This window comes from Mycolicibacterium vinylchloridicum, assembly GCF_013404075.1.
GTDB classification, from domain to species: domain Bacteria; phylum Actinomycetota; class Actinomycetes; order Mycobacteriales; family Mycobacteriaceae; genus Mycobacterium; species Mycobacterium vinylchloridicum.
Genome location: NZ_JACBJQ010000001.1, coordinates 1 through 20,555, shown reverse-complemented (window position 1 = coordinate 20,555; position 20,555 = coordinate 1). Strand labels below are relative to the sequence as shown.

Genomic DNA, 20,555 nt, shown 5'->3' with positions numbered 1-20,555 from the left:
CATGCAGATCGCCATCGTGCTCTATCCCGGATTCACCGCCCTGGACTTCATCGGGCCCTACGAGGTGCTGCGCTGGCTACCCGACGCCGAAGTGCGCTTCCTGTGGCATGAACCCGGACCCATCACCGCCGACTCCGGCGTCCTCGTCATCGGCGCCACCCACTCGTTCGGCGAAACCCCCTCTCCTGATGTCATTCTCATCCCGGGCGGGATGACGACCATGGAGCACGCGCGCGACGAGAGGCTGCTCGACTGGGTGCGCAGCGCGCATGAGACAGCGACCTGGACGACGTCGGTGTGCAGCGGCTCGGTGATCCTCGCCGCCGCGGGACTGCTGAAGGGTAAGCGCGCGACATCGCACTGGGCCGCACTGACCGCGCTCAAGGCCCTCGGGGTGACGCCGGTCAAAGACGAACGCGTGGTTCACGAGGGTGACATCGTCACCAGCGCGGGGGTGTCGGCAGGAATCGACCTCGCGCTGTGGCTGGCGGGCCAGATCGGTGGCGAGGACCGCGCCAAGGTGATCCAGCTCTCGATCGAGTACGACCCTCAGCCGCCGTTCGACTCCGGGCACATGTCGAAGGCCTCGGCCACCACCAAGGCCTCGGCGACCGCGCTGATGGCCAAGGACCTGGCCAACCCCACCCAGCTCAAGGCGACGGCGTCCCTGCTGTGGACCGGAGCGCTGGAAGCGGCACGGTCGCGGGGCAAGCGGAAACGGGGACGCGTAGCCTCTGCCAGGTGATCAACCTGGCCTACGAGGAAAACGGCACCGGAGAGCCGGTGGTCTTCATCGCCGGCACCGGCGGCGCGGGGCGGACCTGGCACATCCATCAGATCCCGACGTTCGTGGCGGCAGGCTATCGCTGCATCACGTTCGACAACCGGGGCATCGGGGCCACCGAGAACGCCGGCGGCTTCGGCACCGAGCAGATGATCGCCGATACCGCCGCCCTCATCGAGGACGTTGCCGGTGGGCCGGCACGGGTGGTGGCGATGTCGATGGGCGCCTACATCGCCCAGGAGCTGATGCTGACCCGCCCCGAACTGGTCAGCCAGGCCGTACTGATGGGCACCCGCGGGCGGCTGGACCGCATCCGGAAATCCATCCGGGCCGCCGACGTCGAACTCACCAAAGCCGAGATCCAGCTGCCGCCCGCCTATGCCGCGAAAGTGCGTGTGCTGGAGAACTTCTCGCCGAAGACGATCAACGACGAGAAAGCCATCGGGGACTGGATGGAGATGTTCACCGCGTTCCCGATCAAGCGGACCCCGGGCCTGGCCGCCCAGCTCGAGGTGTATCCGAAGGAGAACCGGCTGACGGCCTACCGGTCGATCCGCACCGAGGTGCTGGTGATCGGGTTCGCCGACGATGTGCTCACGCCCGCCGCGCTGGGCCGTGAGGTGGCTGACGCCCTGCCCAACGGCCGCTACGTGCAGATCGGCCACACCGGTCATCTCGGATTCCTGGAGCGCCCGGACACCGTGAACAACGCGATGCTGGACTTCTTCGCCGGCACGCTGGTCTAACCGCTCGCCGAGGTCGACGTTTTGCCGCGGCCTACTCGGTCTTTCCCGGCCGTTTGTCGGTTTGGGCGCAAATTTCGACGTGTGACACGCTGTAGTGGTGAACCCATCGACGGCCCAGGCGCGCGTCGTCGTCGACGAATTGATTCGCGGCGGCGTCCGCGACGTCGTCCTCTGTCCCGGCTCACGTAACGCCCCGCTGGCTTTCGCACTCGCCGATGCCGACCGCGCCGGCCGGCTGCGCCTGCACGTCCGTATCGACGAGCGCACCGCCGGCTTCTTGGCGATCGGGCTTGCCGTCGCCGAGCGTGCCCCGGTGTGTGTGGCGATGACGTCGGGCACGGCGGTGGCCAATATGGGTCCCGCTGTCGTCGAGGCCAACTACGCCCGGGTGCCGTTGATCGTGCTCTCGGCCAACCGGCCCTACGAACTGCTGGGCACCGGAGCCAACCAGACCTTCGAGCAGCTCGGCTACTTCGGCACCCAGGTTCGCGCATCGATCAGCCTGGGCCTGGCCGAAGGCGCATCCGACAAGCTCGATCAGCTCAATGCACAGTGGCGCTCGGCCACCTCCCGCGTGATCGCCGCAGCCACCGGCGCCCGGACCGCCAATGCCGGCCCGGTGCAGTTCGACATCCCGCTGCGTGAGCCGCTGGTTCCCGACGCCAATCCCGGATCCGCCGACCTCCCACCCGGGCGCCCCGACGGCAAGCCGTGGACCTACAACCCGCCGGTGTCCTTCGACCAGCCGCTGGAGATCGACCTCACGCCCGACACCGTGGTGATCGCGGGCCATGGTGCCGGTGTGCACCCCAACCTGGCCGCACTGCCCACGGTCGCCGAGCCGACCGCGCCGCACGCCGCCAACCCCTTGCATCCGCTGGCGCTGCCGCTGCTCAAACCCCGCCAGGTGATCATGCTGGGCCGCCCGACCCTGCACCGGCCGGTGTCGACGCTGCTGGCCGATCCGTCGGTGCCGGTGTTCGCGCTGACCACCGGCCCGCGCTGGCCGGACGTCTCGGGTAACTCCCAGGCCACCGGCACCCGCGCCGAGACCGGCGGCGAACCCGACCCGGGTTGGCTGGCGCGCTGCGCGGAAGCCAACCGGCACGCGATGGCCGCCGTCCGTGGCCAGCTGGCAGCCCACCCGCTGACCACCGGTCTGCACGTCGCCGCGGCGGTGGCCGATGCGGTGCGTCCGGGGGACCAGCTCGTGCTCGGCGCGTCCAATCCGGTGCGCGATGCGGCGTTGGTCGGGCTGAACACCGAAGGCATCAAGGTGCGTTCCAACCGCGGGGTGGCCGGCATCGACGGCACGGTGTCGACGATCATCGGTGCAGCGCTGGCACATGACCGGAGCCGGAAGGCCGGTGACATCGGATCGGGCCGGACCATCGGGCTGATCGGTGACCTGACGTTCGTGCACGACAGTTCCGGGTTGCTCATCGGGCCCACCGAGCCGACGCCGAAGAACCTGACGATCGTGGTGTCCAACGACAACGGCGGCGGCATCTTCGAACTGCTCGAGCAGGGCGACCCGCGGTTCTCCGATGTGTCGTCGCGGATCTTCGGTACTCCGCACGACGTCGACGTCGGTGCGCTGTGCCGCGCGTATCACATCGACGCCCGCCAGATCGAGGTCGATCAGCTCGGCCCCGCGCTCGCCGAGCCGCACGAGGGCATGCGCGTGCTGGAGGTGAAGGCCGACCGGTCCTCGCTGCGGCAGCTGCACGCCGCGATCAGGGCGGCGCTGTGATTCGCAGGCTTGCTGCCCTGCTGAAATCGGCTCTGCCCTGGCGTGATCCGGACGTCACCGACACGACACAGCGAAAGCTGTTGCGCTGGAGCAAGTGTGCGGTCTGGATCATCATCGGACTGGTCAACCTGCAGTCGGTGCTGTTGGTGGCAGGCGCGTGGCGCAACGACCGCCGGATCGAACACAACATGGGTGTCGCACAGGCCGAGGTACTTTCGGCCGGGCCACGCCGTTCGACGATCGAGTTCGTCACCCCCGATCGTGTCACCTACCGTCCCGAACTCGGGGTGCTCTATCCCTCGGAGCTGGCGGAGGGGATGCGCATCTACGTCGAGTACGACCGCACCGATCCCGATCTTGTTCGGGTGCAACACCGTACCGCTGCGCTCGCGATCATCCCGGCAGGTTCGATCGCGGTGGTGGCGTGGTTGATCGGCGGGCTTGTGCTGACCGGGCTGGTGTTGGTCGAGCGCAGGATGAATCAGGTCGACATCAACTTGGACAGCCAGTTGTTGTCGTAGATGTCGATTTTCTCGTTGTTGGTCAGGTCGAAAACCGTTGGGGTGCCGGTGCTGATCGGATCGATCTCGTAGAGATACTCGAAGTTGGTGTCGGCCATCTCGATCAGGTCCAGATTGCGTGCGGGTTTGCCTGCGCGCATCTCCTCGACCGCGGTCAGCGGGACACCGCTCTCCTGGGCCATCTCGGCGATCTCGGTATCGCTGGGTCCCTTACTGCCTCGTTGATCCTGATGACCCCAAAGGTCTTGGACGAACGCCTGAAACGCCTTGGCTGAGGTCTTCGGGCTGACCGCCAGGAACAACGCGTTGCTCACCCGATCGGAATAGCCACCGGGCTTGTCGTCCAGGAACGTCAACGGCCGGTAGGTGACGACGAGCTGGCCGAGGTTGATGTAACGGGACAACTCGTCGCCGAAATCCTTCTGCAGATCGGCACAGTGATCGCATTGCGGTTCGGTGTAGATCTCGATCTCCACCGGGGCCTTGGGATCGCCGACCACGATGCCGAAGCCGTCCTTGCTGAGCGCTGTCCCGGGTCCTCGCGGATCCATCTGTGCCACACCGGCGATTTCCTTGCTGCAACCGGCAACCAGCATGACCAACGCAACCACGACCACCGACCAGTACCGCATGCACGCACGGTACCTGGTTCCACCAGTTCTTCGTGTCGTGTATGCCTGGGCGCAACCTTGCTGACAGGCGCCGCTGCGACTCTCGTCGTGTGCGCGTTGCGATTGTCGCTGAGTCGTTCTTGCCCAACGTCAACGGAGTCACCAATTCGGTGCTGCGGGTGCTGGAGCACCTCCGCCGTACCGGACACGAGGCGCTCGTCATCGCCCCGGACACCCCACGCGGTGAGCCGGCGGCCGAGCGTGTTCACGATGGAATCCGGGTGCATCGGGTGCCGTCGAAGATGTTCCCCAAGGTGACGTCGCTGCCGCTGGGCGTGCCGCGTCCGCGGATGGTGGGGGTGCTGCGCGGTTTCGATCCGCATGTTGTCCACCTGGCGTCGCCGGCGCTGCTCGGCTACGGCGGGCTGCAAGCCGCCCGGTTCCTGGGCGTGCCGACGGTGGCGGTGTATCAGACCGATATCGCCGGATTCGCCCAAAGCTATGGCATCGGCGCCGCCGCGCGGGCGGCCTGGGCCTGGAACCGGCACCTGCACTCTCGCGTCGACCGCACCCTGGCGCCCTCGTCCGCGGCGATGGAAGACCTTGCCGCCCATGGTATCCCGCGGGTGTTCCAGTGGGCTCGTGGCGTCGACGTCACCGGCTTCGCTCCGTCGGCGCGCAGCGGTGAATTGCGCACCCGGTGGTCACCGGCAGGAAAGCCGATCGTCGGTTTCGTCGGCCGGCTCGCGCCGGAGAAGCATGTCGAGCGGCTTGCGGTGCTGGCGGGTCGCGACGACCTGCAACTGGTCATCGTCGGTGACGGCGTCGACCGCGCAAAGCTGCAGACGCTGTTGCCTTCAGCGGTATTCACCGGTGCCCTCTACGGCGCGGAACTGGCCGCCGCGTACGCAAGCATGGACGTATTCGTCCACCCCGGTGAGCACGAGACCTTTTGTCAGGCCGTACAGGAGGCGATGGCCTCCGGTCTGCCGGTCGTCGCCCCCAACGCGGGCGGCCCGCGCGATCTCGTTGCGCCGTACCGCACCGGACTGTTGCTGGGTGTCGACGAATTCGAGGCGCGCCTTCCGCAGTCGGTGGACCATCTGCTCGATGAGCGGGCGCGCTATTCACTGGCTGCCCGGCGCAGCGTTCTCGGCCGAACGTGGCCGGCGATTTGCGATGAGCTACTGGGTCATTACGAGGCGGTGCGCATCGAGGGTCGGCGCCGTCGTCGTACTCATGCAGCCTGAGCCGTAGCGTACCCAACCCTTAATTGTTGCTGAGAAACCTTTCCATACCCAGTGGTCTGGAGCAGACTGAATGCCAAGCGGGGGAACGCTAACAGCAAATGTCAACACCACCTCTCCACGACGGGGGCCATCTGATGAGCGACGCGTCGTATCGCCAAGATCTCAGTGAATTTGCCCTAGAACTGCGTAAGTTGGCTTACACCATGCCAGCTGGACACGAGGACCGGCTCATTCACCTCAGCGAACGGATGGCGAGTCGCGCGCGTCAATTGCCAAGAGTTGACGCGCACGCTATATAGCTAACCCTGCGCCTGTATGGCGACGGGCTGCCATTCCTCCCAATTGGCAAGGCGACTTTCATAGTCGGCCTTCGCCGTCGCCAACGGCGACTCCCCGAAAAACGCTCGCAGCGGTGGCTTCGGCGCGTCCACGATCGTGAGGATCGCCGACGCAGAGGCTCGCGGATCTCCGGGCTTGGCCCACCGCTTGGCTCGCATCTCGTCGACCTCTCGATGAAGGTCCGCATAGTCCGGCAGTTCGACCGAACGCTTCGAGGACGGCCCGGACCAGTCGGTGTCGAAGCCGCCCGGCTCGATCAGCGTCACGTGAATGCCGAACGGCGCGACCTCCTGGGCCAGCGCCTGCGAGAAGCCCTCCAGCGCCCACTTCGACGCGTGATAGATGCCGACGAGCGGGAACGCGGTGATGCCGCCGATCGATGACACCTGGATGATGTGGCCGCTGCCCTGGGCGCGCAGATAGGGGAGCGCGGCCTGGGTGATCCACAATGCGCCGAACACGTTGGTCTCGAACTGGTCGCGGGCGTCGGCCTCGGAGAGTTCCTCGATGAAGCCGAAGTGCCCGTAGCCGGCATTGTTCACGACGACGTCGAGCCGGCCGAAGTGTTCGTGGGCTTGCTTCACTGCGGCGAAGTCGGCGGCGCGGTCGGTGACGTCGAGCTGGATCGGCAGAACTGCGTCGCCGTACGTGCCGACCAGATCGGCCAGGGTGGCGGTGTCGCGGGCGGTGGCGGCGACCTTGTCGCCGCGCTCCAGGGCGCCGATCGCCCACTCCCGGCCGAAGCCGCGCGATGTACCGGTGATGAACCACACTTTTTCGCTCATGGCAGTGTCCAACGCGCTGTCGGGCTCATCATTCCCGCTCAGGTAGCGTCGGCACGGTGAGCCGCGCGACGCTGGACAAGGATCCCCGCGATGTGGCGTCGATGTTCGACGCCGTCGCGCGCCGCTATGACATCACCAACACGGTGCTCTCGATGGGGCAGGACCGCTCCTGGCGGCGGGCGACGCGTGCGGCGCTGGGTATCGGACCGGGCGACCGGGTGCTCGATCTGGCGGCGGGTACGGCGGTGTCGACGGTCGAGCTGGCCCGCTCCGGGGCGTGGTGTGTGGCGGCGGACTTCTCGGTCGGCATGCTGAAGGCCGGTGCTGCGCGGGCGGTGCCGAAGGTGGCCGCCGACGCGACCAAGCTGCCGTTCGCCGACGAGGTCTTCGACGCGGTGACGATCAGCTTCGGTCTGCGCAATGTCGTCGACCACCCGGCCGGTCTGCGCGAGATGGCGCGGGTGACCCGGCCAGGCGGGCGGCTGGTGGTGTGCGAATTCGCCACGCCGGTGGTGCCGGTGTTCTCTTTCGTCTACAAGGAGTACCTGATGCAGGCGCTGCCGCGGGTGGCCCGCGCGGTGTCCAGCAATCCGGAGGCCTACGTGTATTTGGCCGAGTCCATCCGGGCCTGGCCCGACCAGGCGGCGCTGGCCCGGCAGATCCGGGACGCCGGCTGGTCAGATGTGCGCTGGCGCAACCTGACTGGCGGCATCGTCGCACTGCATCAGGCCGTCAAGCCCTAGCGGCCGGCGTCGGCCAGCACCTGATAGCCGGCGTTGTAGCCCGGGACGAACGTGATGCCGGGCCCGCCGTGGCATCCCGCACCGCCGAGGTACAGGCCTTCGATCGGGATCGGCTCGTCGATGAATCCCTTGGGCCCCGGGCGGTTCACCCCCATCAGCTCAGGCTGCAGCAGGCCGTGGCAGAAGTCGCCGTTGGGCGCGGCGAACATGGTGTTCATGTGATACGGCGCGAACGTGATGTCGCGGATCAGGATGTCCTTGAAGTTCGGCGCGTAGCGGGTGATCTTGTCGACAACCCGTTGCGCCATTTCGGTTTTCAGCTGCCCGTGCTGCTCGCGCGGCGCCTCGATGGGGAAGCCGTAGGCGTAGACGCTGGCGGCATGCTTGCCCGGAGGAGCCATCTCGGGGTCGCCGACCGTCGGCATCTGGATCGACAGCGCCGGGTTGTCGGGCACCTCACCGCCACGGGCCTTCTCCCATTGGCGCTGCTGCTCTTCGGGTGAACCGAACATGCCTACCGACATCTGCATGCCGGGCTCATTGAGGAAGTCATACGGCGCGGCGTACTCGGGCGCCCCGTCCAGGGCGAAGTGGATCTGCATGAACGACGCCCGGTGGTCGCGACCGCCGAGGCGGGTCACCAGTGACGACGGAAGATGGTCGACACCAACGAGATCCAGCAGGGTGGTCTCCGGCGCGAGATTCGACACCACGACCGGCGTGGTGATCACTTCGCCATCCCTGAGTCGAACCCCGGTGACCTTGCCCTCCTCGACCAGGATCTGCTCGACCTTCGCGCGGTAGCGCATTTCGCCTGCGGCGTCGACGAACAGATCGCGCAGATGCTCGGCGAGCACACCGATTCCACCCTTGAGCTTGGTGGTCATCTGGCCGCCCTCCGGGGGCATGGCCATCGCGAACGCCAAACACGTTGCGCTGCCGGGGGTGTACGGGCCGCGGTAGGTGGAGTTGACCGCCAGGAAGGCCAGCATGCCGCGGATCACGGAGTGCTTCTCCTTGTCGGGCAGGAACCGGTCGACGACGTCCATCGCCGAGCCGAACAGCATCTCGTGGATCGCGCGCCGCTCGTTTTCGTCTGCGGCACAGGCATACATCTCGTCGATGGTCTTGGGCAGCGCCAGTGCGTCGAAGCGGCCGAGCGCCTTCCCGGGGCCGGTGCTCCACGCATACAGATTGGCCATGGCCATCACGGCTTCCATGCCGTGCTTCTCGCTCAGATGGGTCATCATCGCCATCGGGTCGCTGTGGAAGATCATCGCTTCCTCGCCGTTTTCCCCGAGGTTGACCGACATGATCTCCGAGGAGATGGTCGGCAGGGTGTCCAGGCCCAGCTCGCTGTTGATCTTCTGCGCGGTGGGGAAGCGCACCGAGCCGGCGATCTCGTACTTGAACCCGTCGATCAGCTCGACGGTGGCCGACATGCCCCCGCTGTAGGTATTGGCCTCCAGGCACAGCGTGCGCAGGCCCGCTCGCTGCAGCACCACCGCCGCGGTCAGCCCGTTGTGTCCCGCCCCGACGATGATCGCGTCGTAATCAGTCATGGCGCGGAGCCTATGACGCAACGGCCGCGATTTGAAGAAGTTTTGTCAAATTTGTCATTTCTGTTGACCGCGCTGCATCGCCCGACGATGGTGTGATCGGATGGCTGCGGAGGTTCCCGACATGCCGACTGTGCTCGTGACCGGGTTCGGACCCTATGGCACGACGCCGCTCAATACGGCCCAGCTGACCGCCGAGGCCCTAGACGGGCGGATCATCGCCGGGGCCGACGTGGTGTCACGCATCGTGCCCAACTCGTACGTCCAGTCCATCGACGAGGCGGTGCAGGCTCTCGATGAGGTGCGCCCCGCCCTGATCGTCATGCTCGGCGAGTACGGCGGCCGCGCCATGATCACCGTCGAACGGCTGGCCCAGAACCTCAACGACTGCGCCCGCTACGGACTGGCCGACAACGCCGGGGTGGTTCTGGACGGCGAACCCACGGTCCCGGGTGGCCCCGTCGCTTACCACGCCACGGTACCGGTCAAGGCGATGGTGCTGGCCATGCGCGGTGCAGGTGTTCCGGCCGATATCTCCGATGCGGCAGGCACATTCGTGTGCAATCACCTGATGTACGGGATGCTGCACCACATCGCCAGCCACGACCTGCCTATCCGGGCAGGCTGGGTTCACCTGCCGTATCTGCCCGAGGTTGCCGCCCTGGACCGCAATCTGGGTGCGCCCAGCATGTCGGTGGAGACCGCCGCCGCCGGTGTCGCGGTCGGCATCGAAGCCGCGCTGCTCAACCCCGTCGATGTGGGCCTGCCCGTGGCCTCCCGGCTACTGATCTGAGACCAAGATGGCCGCGCCGGTCGCTCAGCTGAACGGCTTGCGGCGATCCAGCGCCCGCGAGCCCAGGCCCGCCACCCGCCATGCCCGCGCCACCAGGTCGGTGTCGTCGTCGGTCACCAGGTTGCCCATCACCCGCACCGCCACGCCCATCATCCGCGACGAGCGCATGGCGATCGGTCCGGTCAGCGGCAGGAACCGCGGCAGCGTCAGCAGCAGGCCAAGACGGCGGGCCACCGAGAAGCCTCGCCCGTAGTGCGCTTGCAGGAGGGCAGGCCACGCCGACGACAGATCGCCGGAGCCCGCCAACATCTCGGCGGCCAACCGCCCGGTCTCCAGCCCGTAGTCGATGCCCTCGCCATTCAACGGGTTCACGCAGGCCGCGGCGTCCCCGATCAGCACCCAGTTCGGCCCGGCCACGCCGGAGACCGCCCCGCCCATCGGCAACAGCGCCGACGACACCGCGCGCGGCGGCCCCTCGAAGCCCCACGACGCCCGCTTCAGGTCGGTGTAGTGCTTGATCAGCGGTCGCAACGCCACATCGGCGGGCCGCTTGGCCGTCGCCAGCGCGCCGACGCCGATGTTCACCTCGCCGTTGCCCAGCGGGAAGATCCACCCGTAGCCGGGTAGCACTTCGCCGGCGGGCGAGCGCAGTTCCAGATCCGAGGAGATCCATGGCTCCGACGACCGTGGCGAGGCCAGGTAGCCCCGCACCGCCACCCCGTACACCGTCTCCTGATGCCACTGCCGCCCGAGCACCCGGCCGAACGGCGAGCGTGCGCCGTCGGCCACGATCACCCACGTGCACGACACCCGCGACCCGTCGGCTAATACCACGGCGTCCACCCGACCACGGGAATCATGGGACACGTCAACGGCTTTCACGCCGAGCAACATCGACGCCCCGGCGTCCTCGGCGACCTTGCGGATCCGGTCGTCGAGTTCGGTGCGGGGCACCGCCGAGCCGCCCGAGGGAAACGACGGCCCGGGCCACGGCACCTCGACGTCGGCGCCGAACCCGGACAGTCGCAGCCCGTGATGACGGATGTGGCCGTCGAGCCAGTCGCCGAGGCCGAGGCGCTGGAGCTCCAGAACCGCGCGCGGGGTCAGCCCGTCACCGCAGGGCTTGTCGCGGGGAAACTCGGCGGCGTCGATGACCAGCACGTCGTGACCGTGCCGGGCCGCCCAGGCGGCGGCCGCCGACCCCGCCGGTCCGGCCCCGACGATGACCACGTCTGACCGCAAGTCCATGTCCCCAGTATGTTGGCAGGGTGAGTACTCCGGCGACGGTGGTAGCAGGGGTGGACTTCGGCGACCCGGCGTTCGCCCAGAACGTCCGCGACGGGGTGGCCCGCGTCGAAGAGCTCATGAGCACCGAACTGCGCGGCGGCGACGAGCTGATGACTGAGGCTGTCGTGCACTTGTTCGAGGCCGGCGGCAAGCGATTCCGTCCGCTGTTCACGGTGCTTTCGGCGCAGCTCGGTCCCGATCCGGACGCCTGGCAGGTCACGGTGGCCGGTGCGGTGATCGAACTGGTGCATCTGGCGACCCTGTATCACGACGACGTGATGGACGAGGCGCAGATGCGCCGCGGGGCGCCCAGCGCCAACGCCCGGTGGGGCAACAACATCGCGATCCTGGCCGGCGACTATCTGTTCGCGACGGCGTCGCGGCTGGTGAGCCGGCTCGGTCCGGACGCGGTGCGCATCATCGCCGAGACATTCGCCCAGCTGGTGACCGGCCAGATGCGCGAGACCAAGGGCAACACCGGCGGCGTGGATCCGGTCGAGCACTACCTGAAGGTGGTCTACGAGAAGACCGCCTGCCTGATCGCGGCGTCGGGCCGGTTCGGCGCGACATTCTCTGGCGCCACCGACGACCAGGTCGAGCGGCTGAGCCGGCTCGGCGGGATCGTCGGCACCGCGTTCCAGATCTCCGACGACATCATCGACATCGACAGCGACCCCGACGAGTCGGGCAAGCTGCCGGGCACCGACCTGCGTGAAGGTGTGCACACGCTGCCGGTGCTGTACGCGTTGGCCGAGACCGGCCCCGACGCCGACCGGCTGCGTGAACTGGTGAGGGGCCCGATCGAGGACGACGACAAACTGGCCGAGGCGCTGGGGTTGCTGCGGTCCGGCGGCGGCATCGTGAAGGCCAAGGCCACTGTCGAGCGCTATGCCGAACAGGCCGGTGAGGAGCTCGCCGGGTTGCCGGATGTGCCCGGCCGCCGGGCACTGGCCTCGCTGATGGACTACACGATCAATAGGCACGGCTGAGCGATTCGCGGAACCTTGGCGTCGGGTCGAGGCGTTAATCTCCGGTGAGAGTGCGTTTGCTCGTAGGAGGAATTCGATGACTTGGCATCCGACCGCCAACACGTTCAAGACGTTCATGCTGCTTGTCGGAATGTCGGCGCTGATCGTCTTCATCGGTTCGCTGTTCGGTCGCAACGTCATGTTCCTAGCCCTGGTGTTCGCCATCGGCATGAACGTCTACGTGTACTTCAACTCCGACAAGCTGGCGCTGCGCGCCATGCACGCCCAACCGATCACCGAGGTGCAGGCGCCGCAGATCTACTCGATGGTGCGCGAGTTGGCCACCGCTGCCCACCAGCCGATGCCGCGGCTGTACATCAGCGACACCGCCAACCCGAACGCCTTCGCCACCGGCCGCAACCCGCGCAACGCCGCGGTGTGTGTCACGACCGGGATCCTCGACCTGCTCAGCGAGCGTGAACTGCGCGCGGTGCTCGGCCATGAACTCTCGCATGTCTACAACCGCGACATCCTGATCTCGTGCGTCGCCGGTGCGTTGGCCTCGGTGATCACCGCGCTGGCCAACATCGCCTTCTTCGCCGGGATGTTCAGTGGCGGCAACCGCGAAGGCGGTCCTAATCCCTTTGCCATACTGCTGGTTTCACTGCTCGGGCCGATCGCCGCGTCACTGATCCGGCTGGCGGTGTCCCGCTCGCGCGAGTACCAGGCCGACGAGTCCGGAGCTGAGCTATCCGGTGACCCGCTGGCGCTGGCCTCGGCGTTGCGCAAGATCAGCGGCGGGGTGGAGAACGCTCCGCTGCCGCCGGAGCCGCAGCTGGCCGACCAGGCGCATCTGATGATTGCCAGCCCGTTTCGGTCGACCGAGAAGATCGGCAAGTTGTTCTCCACCCATCCGCCGATCTCCGACCGGATCGCCCGGCTGGAGCGGATGGCCGGGCGCTAAGAGTCGGGGTCAGGTCGAGGCCACCGCTTCAACGCCCGCCTTGGACGGGCTCGCGATCCCGGCCTGACGCAGCGAGCGCAACACCATCGCCCGCAGCATCCGGCCCACCTCGAACTGCTTGCCCGGCAGGGTGCGGGCCACCATCCGCAGGTTGACGGTGTCCAGCTTGATGCTTTCCACACCCATCAGCGCTGGCTCGTCGAGCAGCAATTGGTCCAGCCGGCGGTCGGTCGTCGCGGCGGTTGCCACCTCGTGCAGCACCTCGTTGACCTTGTTGAGGTCCGCACTCGCGGGCACCGGGATGTCGACGACGGCCCGCGCCCAGTCCTTGGACAGGTTCAGCGCCTTGACGATCTGGCCGTTGGGGATCGTGAACACCTCGCCGTCACTGGTGCGCAGCTTGGTCACCCGCAGCGTGACGTCCTCGACGGTGCCCTGCGCTTCCGAGGACCCGGTGACCGTCAACGTCACCAGATCACCGAAGCCGTATTGCTTCTCGGTGATGATGAAGAACCCGGACAGCAGGTCCTGAACGATCCGCTGCGCGCCGAAACCCAGTGCGGCGCCAAGCACGGCGGCCGGCGCGACCAGCGAGCCGATCGGCAGGCCGAGTTGGTCGAAGACGTCGACGGAAACGACGACATAGAGAATCGCGATGGCCACCGAGGAGATCACCGACGCGACCGCCGCGCGGTGCTTGGCGCTCTCGGAGCGCACCAGCTCGTGACCGGTGTCGAGGCGGCGGGCGATCTTGCCCGCGACCCAGCGGATGATTCGCGTGGCCAGCACGGCGGCCACGATGACCAGCACGATGTGCAGGCCCTTGGTTCGCAGCCACTCGCCGAGGTTTCCGGTCCAGAAGTCCTGCCAAGTGCCGGCAGCCAGGTACGTCGTTGTGAGTGAAGTCATGGTCCTTGTCGCGAATTGCCTTGTCATGACGCTCGTTTGGGGTGCATAAAGCACGGGGACCGTCGTTGCGTTTCCCGATCCGGTGACTTCTACACCTGATGGGTTTAGCCGATCGCTATTCGGCGGCGGGCGGGGGAGTGCCCGGGTTACCGACCCCTGAGGGCGCGTTGTCCCGGTTGAAGATGTGATTCACCGTGTCCGACACCTTGTCGAGCACGTCGTTGACGAACTTGTCAGTCGCATCGGACAGGTCGGATTTGGCCCCGGGTGAGGTCGTCGTCGCGCCGGATCGCCCGGGGGTGAAGTCCGGTGCGGGTCGCACCACGTTCAGGCGAGGCCCGGTGCCGGCTGCGGCCGGCGCGTCGGCGGGTGCCGGGACGGGATCGGCCGCCGCGGGAGCGGGATCGGCGGCCGCAAGTGGCGGCGCGGCGGCCTGCGGCGTTGGCGCGTCGACCGGGGGTGGTTTGAGATGGCCGAGGACGGCGGCCCCGAGCGTCTTGTAGGCGACGACGGCGATGTCGTTGATGCGTTCGACGACCGCGACGACACCGTCCGGGTAGGTGATGGTGGTGGCCCCGCTGCGCGGGTCGGTGTGGCAGATCGTGGCGCCGGTGCAGTTCACCCCGCCGGCCTGGTCGACGGTTTGCTTGGAGTCGTGTTTGGCCAGTGCGTTGCTGTCGGTGAAGACGGTCAGCACCTGAACCTTTGCGCGCGCGTCGAATTCGTAGTTGACGTGGAAGACGTTGTTCGACGGATCCGTCGAATCCAGGAGTTCGGCCAGGGTGGCGGCGTCGTCGGAGCCGCCACCGATGGACAGCACCTGGTTGTCGGCGCCGGGCTGCAAGATCTTGTAGTCGAAGATGTCGACCATCGCGTCGCCGGCCGGGTTGGTGGTGACGTCGCCGAAGACCAACGCGGCCAGACCGACGACCGGAGTGCTGACGGCCTGCGGGTGCGTCGCGGCCAGCACCATGGTGGCCAGGGCGAGGCTCAGCGCCGCTACGCCCCCGCGCAGCGGCCTCACGAAATGCCCCAGCACCGAACGGCCTCTCCAGCTCAAGTCGGAATCGTTCAAGTGTAGGCCGCTGACGGCAGGAAATGGCGCGAACATGGCGGCGGGAAAGGGCTCGGCACGGTAACGAATCGGCGTGCCCCGGGCGAAGGACGAGGTAAGTGCGCAGGCTGCGCCGCTGGCGGCGCTTACGTAGGGTGTGGTGATGCTGAGCAGAATCCTGATCGGCCTGGTGAGTGCTGCTGGGGCGGCTGCCATCGGTGTGCCGGGTGTGGCCTGGGCGGACCCCGAGCCGGCGCCGGCCCCGGTCCTTCCGAACGTCAATGCCTACAAGCCGGTGAGTCCGGTCGACTACACCGTGCTGGGCGGCAACTGGTACGCCTTCGCCGGACCGTCCGGTGTCATCTGTGTGTTGGACCGCCAGAACGGCAGCTATGGCTGCAGTGGCGCGCTTCCCGGCGCGCCCGGTGGTGCGAATCTGGTCAGCGGCGGTCCGTCCGGTGAGCCCGGATTCTCGAGCACGGGCGCGTCGATCTACGCCGCGGCCGGCGAGGTCAAGCCGTTGGCGCCGAACACCCGGCTGAGTTTCCGCGACATCAGCTGCGGCGTCGACGGCGGTGGAACGGTGGCATGCGTGAACGGCCACGACCAGGTCGGCTTCGTGGTCGGGCCGGGCGGATCGTTCACCTCGGGCCCGAGCCCGATGCTGGATCGGCCGAACAACTCGAACCCGCTGTTCCCGTCGTTCCCGGGCTGAGGTTCATCCATTCAGACCTCAGAGCGCGATCCGCGCCGGAATCTCGCTCCTAGTTCTGAATGGACGCTGGATCAGAAGTGTGAGTCGTTGACCTCGTGGCCGGGCTTCTCGGCCATCAGGCCGCGGTAGGCGGTTTCGACATTGGCGCCGTGATTGACGACGGCGTCGACTTCCCGGGCGATCGGCATGTTGAGTCCGTACTTTTCGGCGAACTCCATGATCACGCTGGCGGCCTTGACACCCTCGGCGACCTGGTTCATCGAGGCGATGATCTCCTCGATGGTCTTGCCTGAGCCCAGTTCCTCGCCGACGTGGCGGTTGCGGCTGCGCTTGGACGTGCAGGTGACGATGAGGTCGCCCATGCCGGCCAGGCCGGAAAAGGTGTCGCGGTGGCCGCCGATCGCCTCGCCCATCCGGGACATCTCGCGCACCGCGCGGGCCATGACCAGCGCCCGGGTGTTCTCGCCGATCCCCAGCGAGTAGCCCATGCCGACGGCGATGGCATAGACGTTCTTCAGCGCGCCGGCGATCTCGACGCCGACGACGTCGTCGGTGGTGTAGACGCGGAACCGCTTGGTGCGGAACATCTTCGCGAGGTTGGCGGCCAGATGCTGATCCGGCATGGCCAGCACCGCCGCGGCGGCGTAGCCGTCGGCGACCTCGCGCGCGATGTTGGGGCCTGCGAGGATTCCGGCCGGGTGGCCGGGCAGGATGTCGTCGATGATCTGGCTCATCCGCATGTTGGTGCCCTGTTCGAGGCCCTTGACCAGGCTGACGACCGGGACCCAGGGGCGCAGTTCCCTGCTCAGCTGCGCGAGCACGCCACGGAAACCGTGCGAGGGCACGCCCATGACGACGACGTCGGCGCACTCGGCGGCCTCGCTGAAATCGGTGGTGGCGCGCAAGGTTTCCGAGAGTTCGACATCGTCACCCAGGTAGCGGGAATTGCGGTGGTTCTCGTTGATGTCCTTCGCGGTCTCCTCCGAGCGCACCCACTGCAGCGTCGGCCCGCGCCGGGAGCAGATCGATGCGACGGTGGTGCCCCAGGATCCGCCACCGAGTACGACAACTTTGGGTTCGCGGCGCTCAGACGTCATGGGTTCAGGGTATGGCGGATACCCCGGTGTTCATGTGGAGTTCGGGCAATCCGCGACGGGCGCGTGAAGTCAGCCCGCGACGTGCACCGGGCTGGCCACCCGGCCGAACGTCATGTTCTCGTCGACCTTGTCGATGAAGTGGTGGTCGAAGGCATCCGCGAGGTAGTTCTGCCGCACCACCCACGGTCGTTTGAGCCCCGACTTGGGCAGGGCGTGCAGGTTGCGCAGCACGTAGCCGGCCTGGATGTCCCAAGCCGGTTTCTCCGCGAGCGGCTCACCGCCCAGATGTGGGAAGGCGTGGGTGTAGCCGTGAGAGTTCATGTGCGCGATCAGCTTTGCCGCCGACCGGGCGGTCATGTCGGCTCGCAGCGTCCACGACGCGTTGGTGTAGCCGATGCACCAGATCAGGTTGGGCACGTCCTCGAGCATGTACGCCTTGTAGGAGAACCGCTCTTGCGGCTTGATCTCGTTGCCGTCCAACGTGATCCGGACGCCGCCGAGGGCATGCAGTTGCAGGCCGGTGGCGGTGACGATGATGTCGGCGTCCAGGTGCTGGCCCGATTTCAGCATGATGCCGGTCTCGTCGAAGTGGTCGATGTGGTCGGTGACCACCTCGGCGCGGCCGTTGCGGATGGCCTCGAAGAGGTCGCCGTCGGCGACCAGGCACAGCCGCTGATCCCACACGTTGTAGCGCGGATTGAAGTGCACATCGACCGGATAGCCGGGCGGCAGTTCCTTGATGTTCTGCGCCCGGACGATCTTTCTGGCCGTGCCGGGGGAGATCCGGGACAGGAACCAGACGAAGCTTTCGAACGCCACCGCGAAGTAGCGCGCGAACGCGTGAGAGATCTTGCGGGGAGCGATCTTTCGGACGAATTCGATGAGCGGATTGACTCGCGATCCGGCCAGCAGATAGGTCGGTGAGCGCTGCAACATGGTCACTTTGGACGCCTTCTGCGCCAGGGCGGGAAGCAACGATATGGCGGTGGCCCCACTGCCGATGACGATTATCTTCTTGCCGGTGTAGTCGAGGTCCTCCGGCCAGAACTGGGGATGCACTTTCGCGCCCTTGAAGGTCTGCAGGCCGGGGAAATCGGGGGTGTAGCCCTCGTCGTAGTTGTAGTAGCCGGAGCCGAAGAACACGAAGCGACCCCGGTAGGTCTTGAGTGCACCGTTCTCGGTGACGTGCACCGTCCAGGTGTCGGTGACCGAATCCCAGTCGGCGGAGTTCACGTGAGTCTGGAAGTGGATGTGTTCGAAGATGCCGCGGCGGCGGGCGGTGTCCTCCATGTACTCCCGGATGTGATCGCCGTCGGCGACCCCTTCCTTGCGGACCCACGGTTCCCAGGGCCAGGACAGCGAGAAGATGCTGCTGTCGGAGCGGACGCCGGGATAGCGGAACAGGTCCCAGGTTCCGCCGATGCGCTCGCGGCGCTCGAGGACGACGTAGCGGATGCCGGGGTTGCGTTCGGCGATGCGGTAGGCCGCGCCCAGTCCGGAGAAGCCGGCGCCGATGATCACGACGTCGTAGGACCCGCCGTCCTGCTCGGCGGTCACGGGTTCGGTCGCCGGGGTAGCGGTCATCGCGGTCCTCGCTTCGTGACTTCGGTGGTGATGCTCACCACATTAGGCACTGACCGGTTGGTCGGGCGAGGGGTGTCCTACCGGTAGTTGACGAACTGCAGGGCCACGTCCAGATCGGCGCCCTTGAGCAGGGCGATGACGGCCTGCAGGTCGTCACGCTTCTTCGAGCTGACCCGGATTTCGTCGCCCTGGACCTGGGTCTTGACGCCCTTGGGGCCGTCGTCGCGGATCAGCTTGTTGATCTTTTTGGCGTTCTCGGAGTCGATGCCCTGCTTGAGGCCGCCGGTGACCTTGTAGGTCTTGCCGCTGGCCTGCGGTTCTCCGGCGTCGAAGGCCTTCATGGAGATGTCGCGGCGAATCAGTTTCTCCTTGAAGACGTCGACGGCGGCCTTGACCCGCTCCTCGGTGGAGCTGACGATCTCGATGGCCTCGTCGCCCTTCCAGGCGATGGTGGTGTCGGTACCGCGGAAGTCGAAGCGGGTGCTCAGCTCCTTGGCCGCCTGGTTCAGTGCGTTGTCGACCTCCTGGCGGTCGACCTTGCTCACGATGTCGAACGATGAATCCGCCATTGGACCCCTCCACGGTGTGATCGGCCGGTTTGTATTTGAGGTACATCCTCGTTGTACCCTGCTAGTCGCACCAAACCGGATCCCCGGCGCGGCGCACCCAGGCAGGTTGCCCGAGCGGCCAATGGGAGCGGACTGTAAATCCGTCGGCGGAAGCCTACACAGGTTCGAATCCTGTACCTGCCACCTAGTTCTCGGCTACGTTGCAGGCGCCCACGCCGAGCATGTGAAAATATTTACCTATGCGTAAATACCAGCGTGTGGCGCTCTGACCTCCGATGGATCTGGTAGCCCTCGGTCGCGCCCGTCAGTCAGTGCTGCGGGTTGGCGTCGTGTTGATCATGGTCGGCGCGATGATCGTCGGCACGGCGCCGGGCGATTGGCTGGCGCAGTGCATCTGGATCGGGATGTACGCACTGGTCGCGGTCGGTGCGGCGGTCGTGGCAGTCTCTCCGCTCGGCGCGACGATCACGGGACCGCGATGGCGGCTCGCCACCGCGATCACCGACATCGTCGCGTTGTCGGGGTTCCACCTGCTGACCACGGGCGGCTACGTTCCGCTGCTGATCGTCGGGCTGCTGCCGCTGATGGTCATTCTCGAACTGTCCTGGCAGCGTGCCGCGGTCGTCCTGAGCATCAGCGTGGTGGCGTTTCTGGTGACGCTGCTGGCCGATACGTCGATCCCCGAGAAAATCGGGTGGCCGGCGGCGTGGTTCCTGGTCGCCCTGTACGCGTACCTGTGCTGTGCCGCATTCCTGGCGACCTATGTGCAGTCGCGCCAGCTTCACGAAGTCTCCAAGCAGCGCACGGCAAGTGAGCGATTTGCCTACCAAGCCACCCACGACGCGCTGACCGGTCTGCCCAACCGTCCGTATGTGATCGCCCGCATCGAGGACGCATTGACAAGTGATTCGCCGAATGTGTTGTCCGCGGTCCTGTTCATCGATCTCGACAAATTCAAAGAGATCAACGATTCGATGGGGCACGAGGCCGGTGACACCGTCCTGCGAACGGCCGCACAACGACTCGAGCGGTCGCTGCGGCCCGATGATCTGGTCGCCCGCCTCGGCGGTGACGAGTTCGTCGCCTTGCTTTTCGGCCCGACGACACGCGGCGAGCTCGACCGGATCAGCGACCGGTTGCACGCAACGCTGGCCGAGCCGACGCGCATCGGCAACGCCACGCACCGGATCAGCGCCAGTATCGGGATCGCCCCAGTCGGCGAGCACGACGAGCGCGATGCTGCCGCCATCTTGAACGACGCCGATCGCGCCATGTACGAAGCGAAGACCGCCGGCGGTGGCCGCAGTCAGTACTTCGCCCAATTACGCGGTCTCACAGAGAAACTCGTTGCCAGACAATCGTGACGCCCGCCGAGCCCAAGACTGAGGACCGCTAGATGTACTGACCTGAGAGGTTAGGTACGCGGCTGGCGGGTGGTTGGCCGCCGAGTGCGGTGTGGCCGCGGTGGCAATTGTAGGTGTGCAGCCAGGTGGTGAACGCTGCGCAGCGTTCGGCATCGCTGCG

20 protein-coding genes, 1 tRNA gene and 1 pseudogene are annotated in these 20,555 nt (G+C 66.8%); 12 read left to right on the top strand and 10 right to left on the bottom strand.

Translation table 11 applies throughout. From position 1 onward, the window contains the following. The first annotated feature begins 1 nt into the window (after position 1). From HPC46_RS00110 to HPC46_RS00095, 4 genes are all read left to right on the top strand, one after another. Entirely contained in the window at positions 2-745 is a 744-nt protein-coding gene (locus HPC46_RS00110; protein ID WP_179466187.1) for a DJ-1/PfpI family protein, read from the top strand. Continuing rightward, a complete protein-coding gene (locus HPC46_RS00105) occupies positions 742-1,530 on the top strand; it encodes an alpha/beta fold hydrolase (protein WP_179466186.1) in 789 nt (262 codons plus the stop codon). The genes HPC46_RS00110 and HPC46_RS00105 overlap by 4 nt, the downstream gene beginning before the upstream one ends. A gap of 97 nt (positions 1,531-1,627) precedes the next feature. Beyond that, positions 1,628-3,283, top strand: a complete 1,656-nt coding sequence (menD, locus tag HPC46_RS00100; RefSeq protein ID WP_179466185.1) for a 2-succinyl-5-enolpyruvyl-6-hydroxy-3-cyclohexene-1-carboxylic-acid synthase — start codon at positions 1,628-1,630, stop codon at positions 3,281-3,283. Continuing rightward, positions 3,283-3,804, top strand: coding sequence for a DUF3592 domain-containing protein (locus HPC46_RS00095; protein WP_325096537.1), 522 nt, complete (start codon positions 3,283-3,285; stop codon positions 3,802-3,804). The genes menD and HPC46_RS00095 overlap by 1 nt, the downstream gene beginning before the upstream one ends. On the opposite strand, the gene HPC46_RS00090 is transcribed toward HPC46_RS00095, so the two are convergent. Then, positions 3,765-4,436 (bottom strand): DsbA family protein, encoded by a 672-nt coding sequence (locus HPC46_RS00090; protein ID WP_179466183.1) that lies wholly within the window; start codon positions 4,434-4,436, stop codon positions 3,765-3,767. The two genes, HPC46_RS00095 and HPC46_RS00090, sit on opposite strands and share 40 nt — an antisense overlap. Positions 4,437-4,525: 89 nt before the next feature. Between HPC46_RS00090 and HPC46_RS00085 the strand changes: the two genes are divergently transcribed. Then, a complete protein-coding gene (locus HPC46_RS00085) occupies positions 4,526-5,665 on the top strand; it encodes a glycosyltransferase family 4 protein (RefSeq protein WP_179466182.1) in 1,140 nt (379 codons plus the stop codon). Between the two features lie 299 nt (positions 5,666-5,964). Here the strand turns inward: HPC46_RS00085 and HPC46_RS00080 are convergent, their stop codons facing one another. After that, the gene (locus HPC46_RS00080; protein WP_179466181.1) at positions 5,965-6,789 is read right to left on the bottom strand and encodes an SDR family oxidoreductase; all 825 of its coding nucleotides are present in this window, start codon (positions 6,787-6,789) and stop codon (positions 5,965-5,967) included. Positions 6,790-6,845: 56 nt separating this feature from the next. Here HPC46_RS00080 and HPC46_RS00075 point away from each other — a divergent pair, with 56 nt between their 5' ends. Then, complete coding sequence (locus tag HPC46_RS00075) at positions 6,846-7,532, top strand: demethylmenaquinone methyltransferase (protein ID WP_179466180.1); 687 nt, start codon at positions 6,846-6,848, stop codon at positions 7,530-7,532. Here the strand turns inward: HPC46_RS00075 and HPC46_RS00070 are convergent. Continuing rightward, on the bottom strand, positions 7,529-9,094 hold the full coding sequence (locus tag HPC46_RS00070) for a phytoene desaturase family protein (RefSeq protein WP_179466179.1): 1,566 nt from the start codon (positions 9,092-9,094) through the stop codon (positions 7,529-7,531). The two genes, HPC46_RS00075 and HPC46_RS00070, sit on opposite strands and share 4 nt — an antisense overlap. 121 nt (positions 9,095-9,215) lie before the next feature. Here HPC46_RS00070 and pcp point away from each other — a divergent pair, with 121 nt between their 5' ends. Continuing rightward, positions 9,216-9,884 carry a pyroglutamyl-peptidase I gene (gene pcp, locus HPC46_RS00065; protein ID WP_179466178.1) on the top strand — a complete coding sequence of 223 codons (669 nt, stop codon included), beginning with the start codon at positions 9,216-9,218 and terminating at the stop codon, positions 9,882-9,884. A gap of 24 nt (positions 9,885-9,908) precedes the next feature. Here pcp and menJ read toward each other — a convergent pair whose 3' ends face one another. Then, on the bottom strand, positions 9,909-11,132 hold the full coding sequence (menJ, locus tag HPC46_RS00060; RefSeq protein WP_179466177.1) for a menaquinone reductase MenJ: 1,224 nt from the start codon (positions 11,130-11,132) through the stop codon (positions 9,909-9,911). Between the two features lie 20 nt (positions 11,133-11,152). Here menJ and grcC1 point away from each other — a divergent pair, with 20 nt between their 5' ends. Beyond that, a complete protein-coding gene (gene grcC1 / locus HPC46_RS00055) occupies positions 11,153-12,160 on the top strand; it encodes a nonaprenyl/(2E,6E)-farnesyl/geranylgeranyl diphosphat synthase (protein WP_179466176.1) in 1,008 nt (335 codons plus the stop codon). A gap of 76 nt (positions 12,161-12,236) precedes the next feature. Continuing rightward, entirely contained in the window at positions 12,237-13,103 is an 867-nt protein-coding gene (htpX, locus tag HPC46_RS00050) for a zinc metalloprotease HtpX (RefSeq protein WP_179466175.1), read from the top strand. Between the two features lie 9 nt (positions 13,104-13,112). Here htpX and HPC46_RS00045 read toward each other — a convergent pair whose 3' ends face one another. Together HPC46_RS00045 and HPC46_RS00040 are read right to left on the bottom strand one after the other, a co-directional pair. Continuing rightward, the gene (locus HPC46_RS00045) at positions 13,113-14,012 is read right to left on the bottom strand and encodes a mechanosensitive ion channel family protein (protein WP_179466174.1); all 900 of its coding nucleotides are present in this window, start codon (positions 14,010-14,012) and stop codon (positions 13,113-13,115) included. A 115-nt stretch (positions 14,013-14,127) separates the two neighbouring features. Continuing rightward, positions 14,128-15,072 carry a hypothetical protein gene (locus HPC46_RS00040; RefSeq protein ID WP_179466173.1) on the bottom strand — a complete coding sequence of 315 codons (945 nt, stop codon included), beginning with the start codon at positions 15,070-15,072 and terminating at the stop codon, positions 14,128-14,130. Between the two features lie 157 nt (positions 15,073-15,229). Here HPC46_RS00040 and HPC46_RS00035 point away from each other — a divergent pair, with 157 nt between their 5' ends. Beyond that, the gene (locus tag HPC46_RS00035; protein ID WP_179466172.1) at positions 15,230-15,781 is read left to right on the top strand and encodes a hypothetical protein; all 552 of its coding nucleotides are present in this window, start codon (positions 15,230-15,232) and stop codon (positions 15,779-15,781) included. A gap of 71 nt (positions 15,782-15,852) precedes the next feature. Here HPC46_RS00035 and HPC46_RS00030 read toward each other — a convergent pair whose 3' ends face one another. From HPC46_RS00030 to HPC46_RS00020, 3 genes are all read right to left on the bottom strand, one after another. Continuing rightward, on the bottom strand, positions 15,853-16,878 hold the full coding sequence (locus tag HPC46_RS00030; RefSeq protein ID WP_179466171.1) for an NAD(P)H-dependent glycerol-3-phosphate dehydrogenase: 1,026 nt from the start codon (positions 16,876-16,878) through the stop codon (positions 15,853-15,855). Between the two features lie 69 nt (positions 16,879-16,947). Then, positions 16,948-18,462 (bottom strand): flavin-containing monooxygenase, encoded by a 1,515-nt coding sequence (locus HPC46_RS00025; RefSeq protein WP_179466170.1) that lies wholly within the window; start codon positions 18,460-18,462, stop codon positions 16,948-16,950. Between the two features lie 77 nt (positions 18,463-18,539). Continuing rightward, positions 18,540-19,031 (bottom strand): YajQ family cyclic di-GMP-binding protein, encoded by a 492-nt coding sequence (locus HPC46_RS00020; protein ID WP_179466169.1) that lies wholly within the window; start codon positions 19,029-19,031, stop codon positions 18,540-18,542. A 100-nt stretch (positions 19,032-19,131) separates the two neighbouring features. On the opposite strand from HPC46_RS00020, the gene HPC46_RS00015 reads away from it, so the two are divergent. Further along, positions 19,132-19,214, top strand: a tRNA-Tyr gene (locus HPC46_RS00015). 92 nt (positions 19,215-19,306) lie between these two features. Further along, positions 19,307-20,395 (top strand): GGDEF domain-containing protein, encoded by a 1,089-nt coding sequence (locus HPC46_RS00010; protein ID WP_179466168.1) that lies wholly within the window; start codon positions 19,307-19,309, stop codon positions 20,393-20,395. A gap of 28 nt (positions 20,396-20,423) precedes the next feature. Here the strand turns inward: HPC46_RS00010 and HPC46_RS00005 are convergent. Then, positions 20,424-20,555, bottom strand: a pseudogene (locus tag HPC46_RS00005) (IS481 family transposase); the annotation flags it as partial.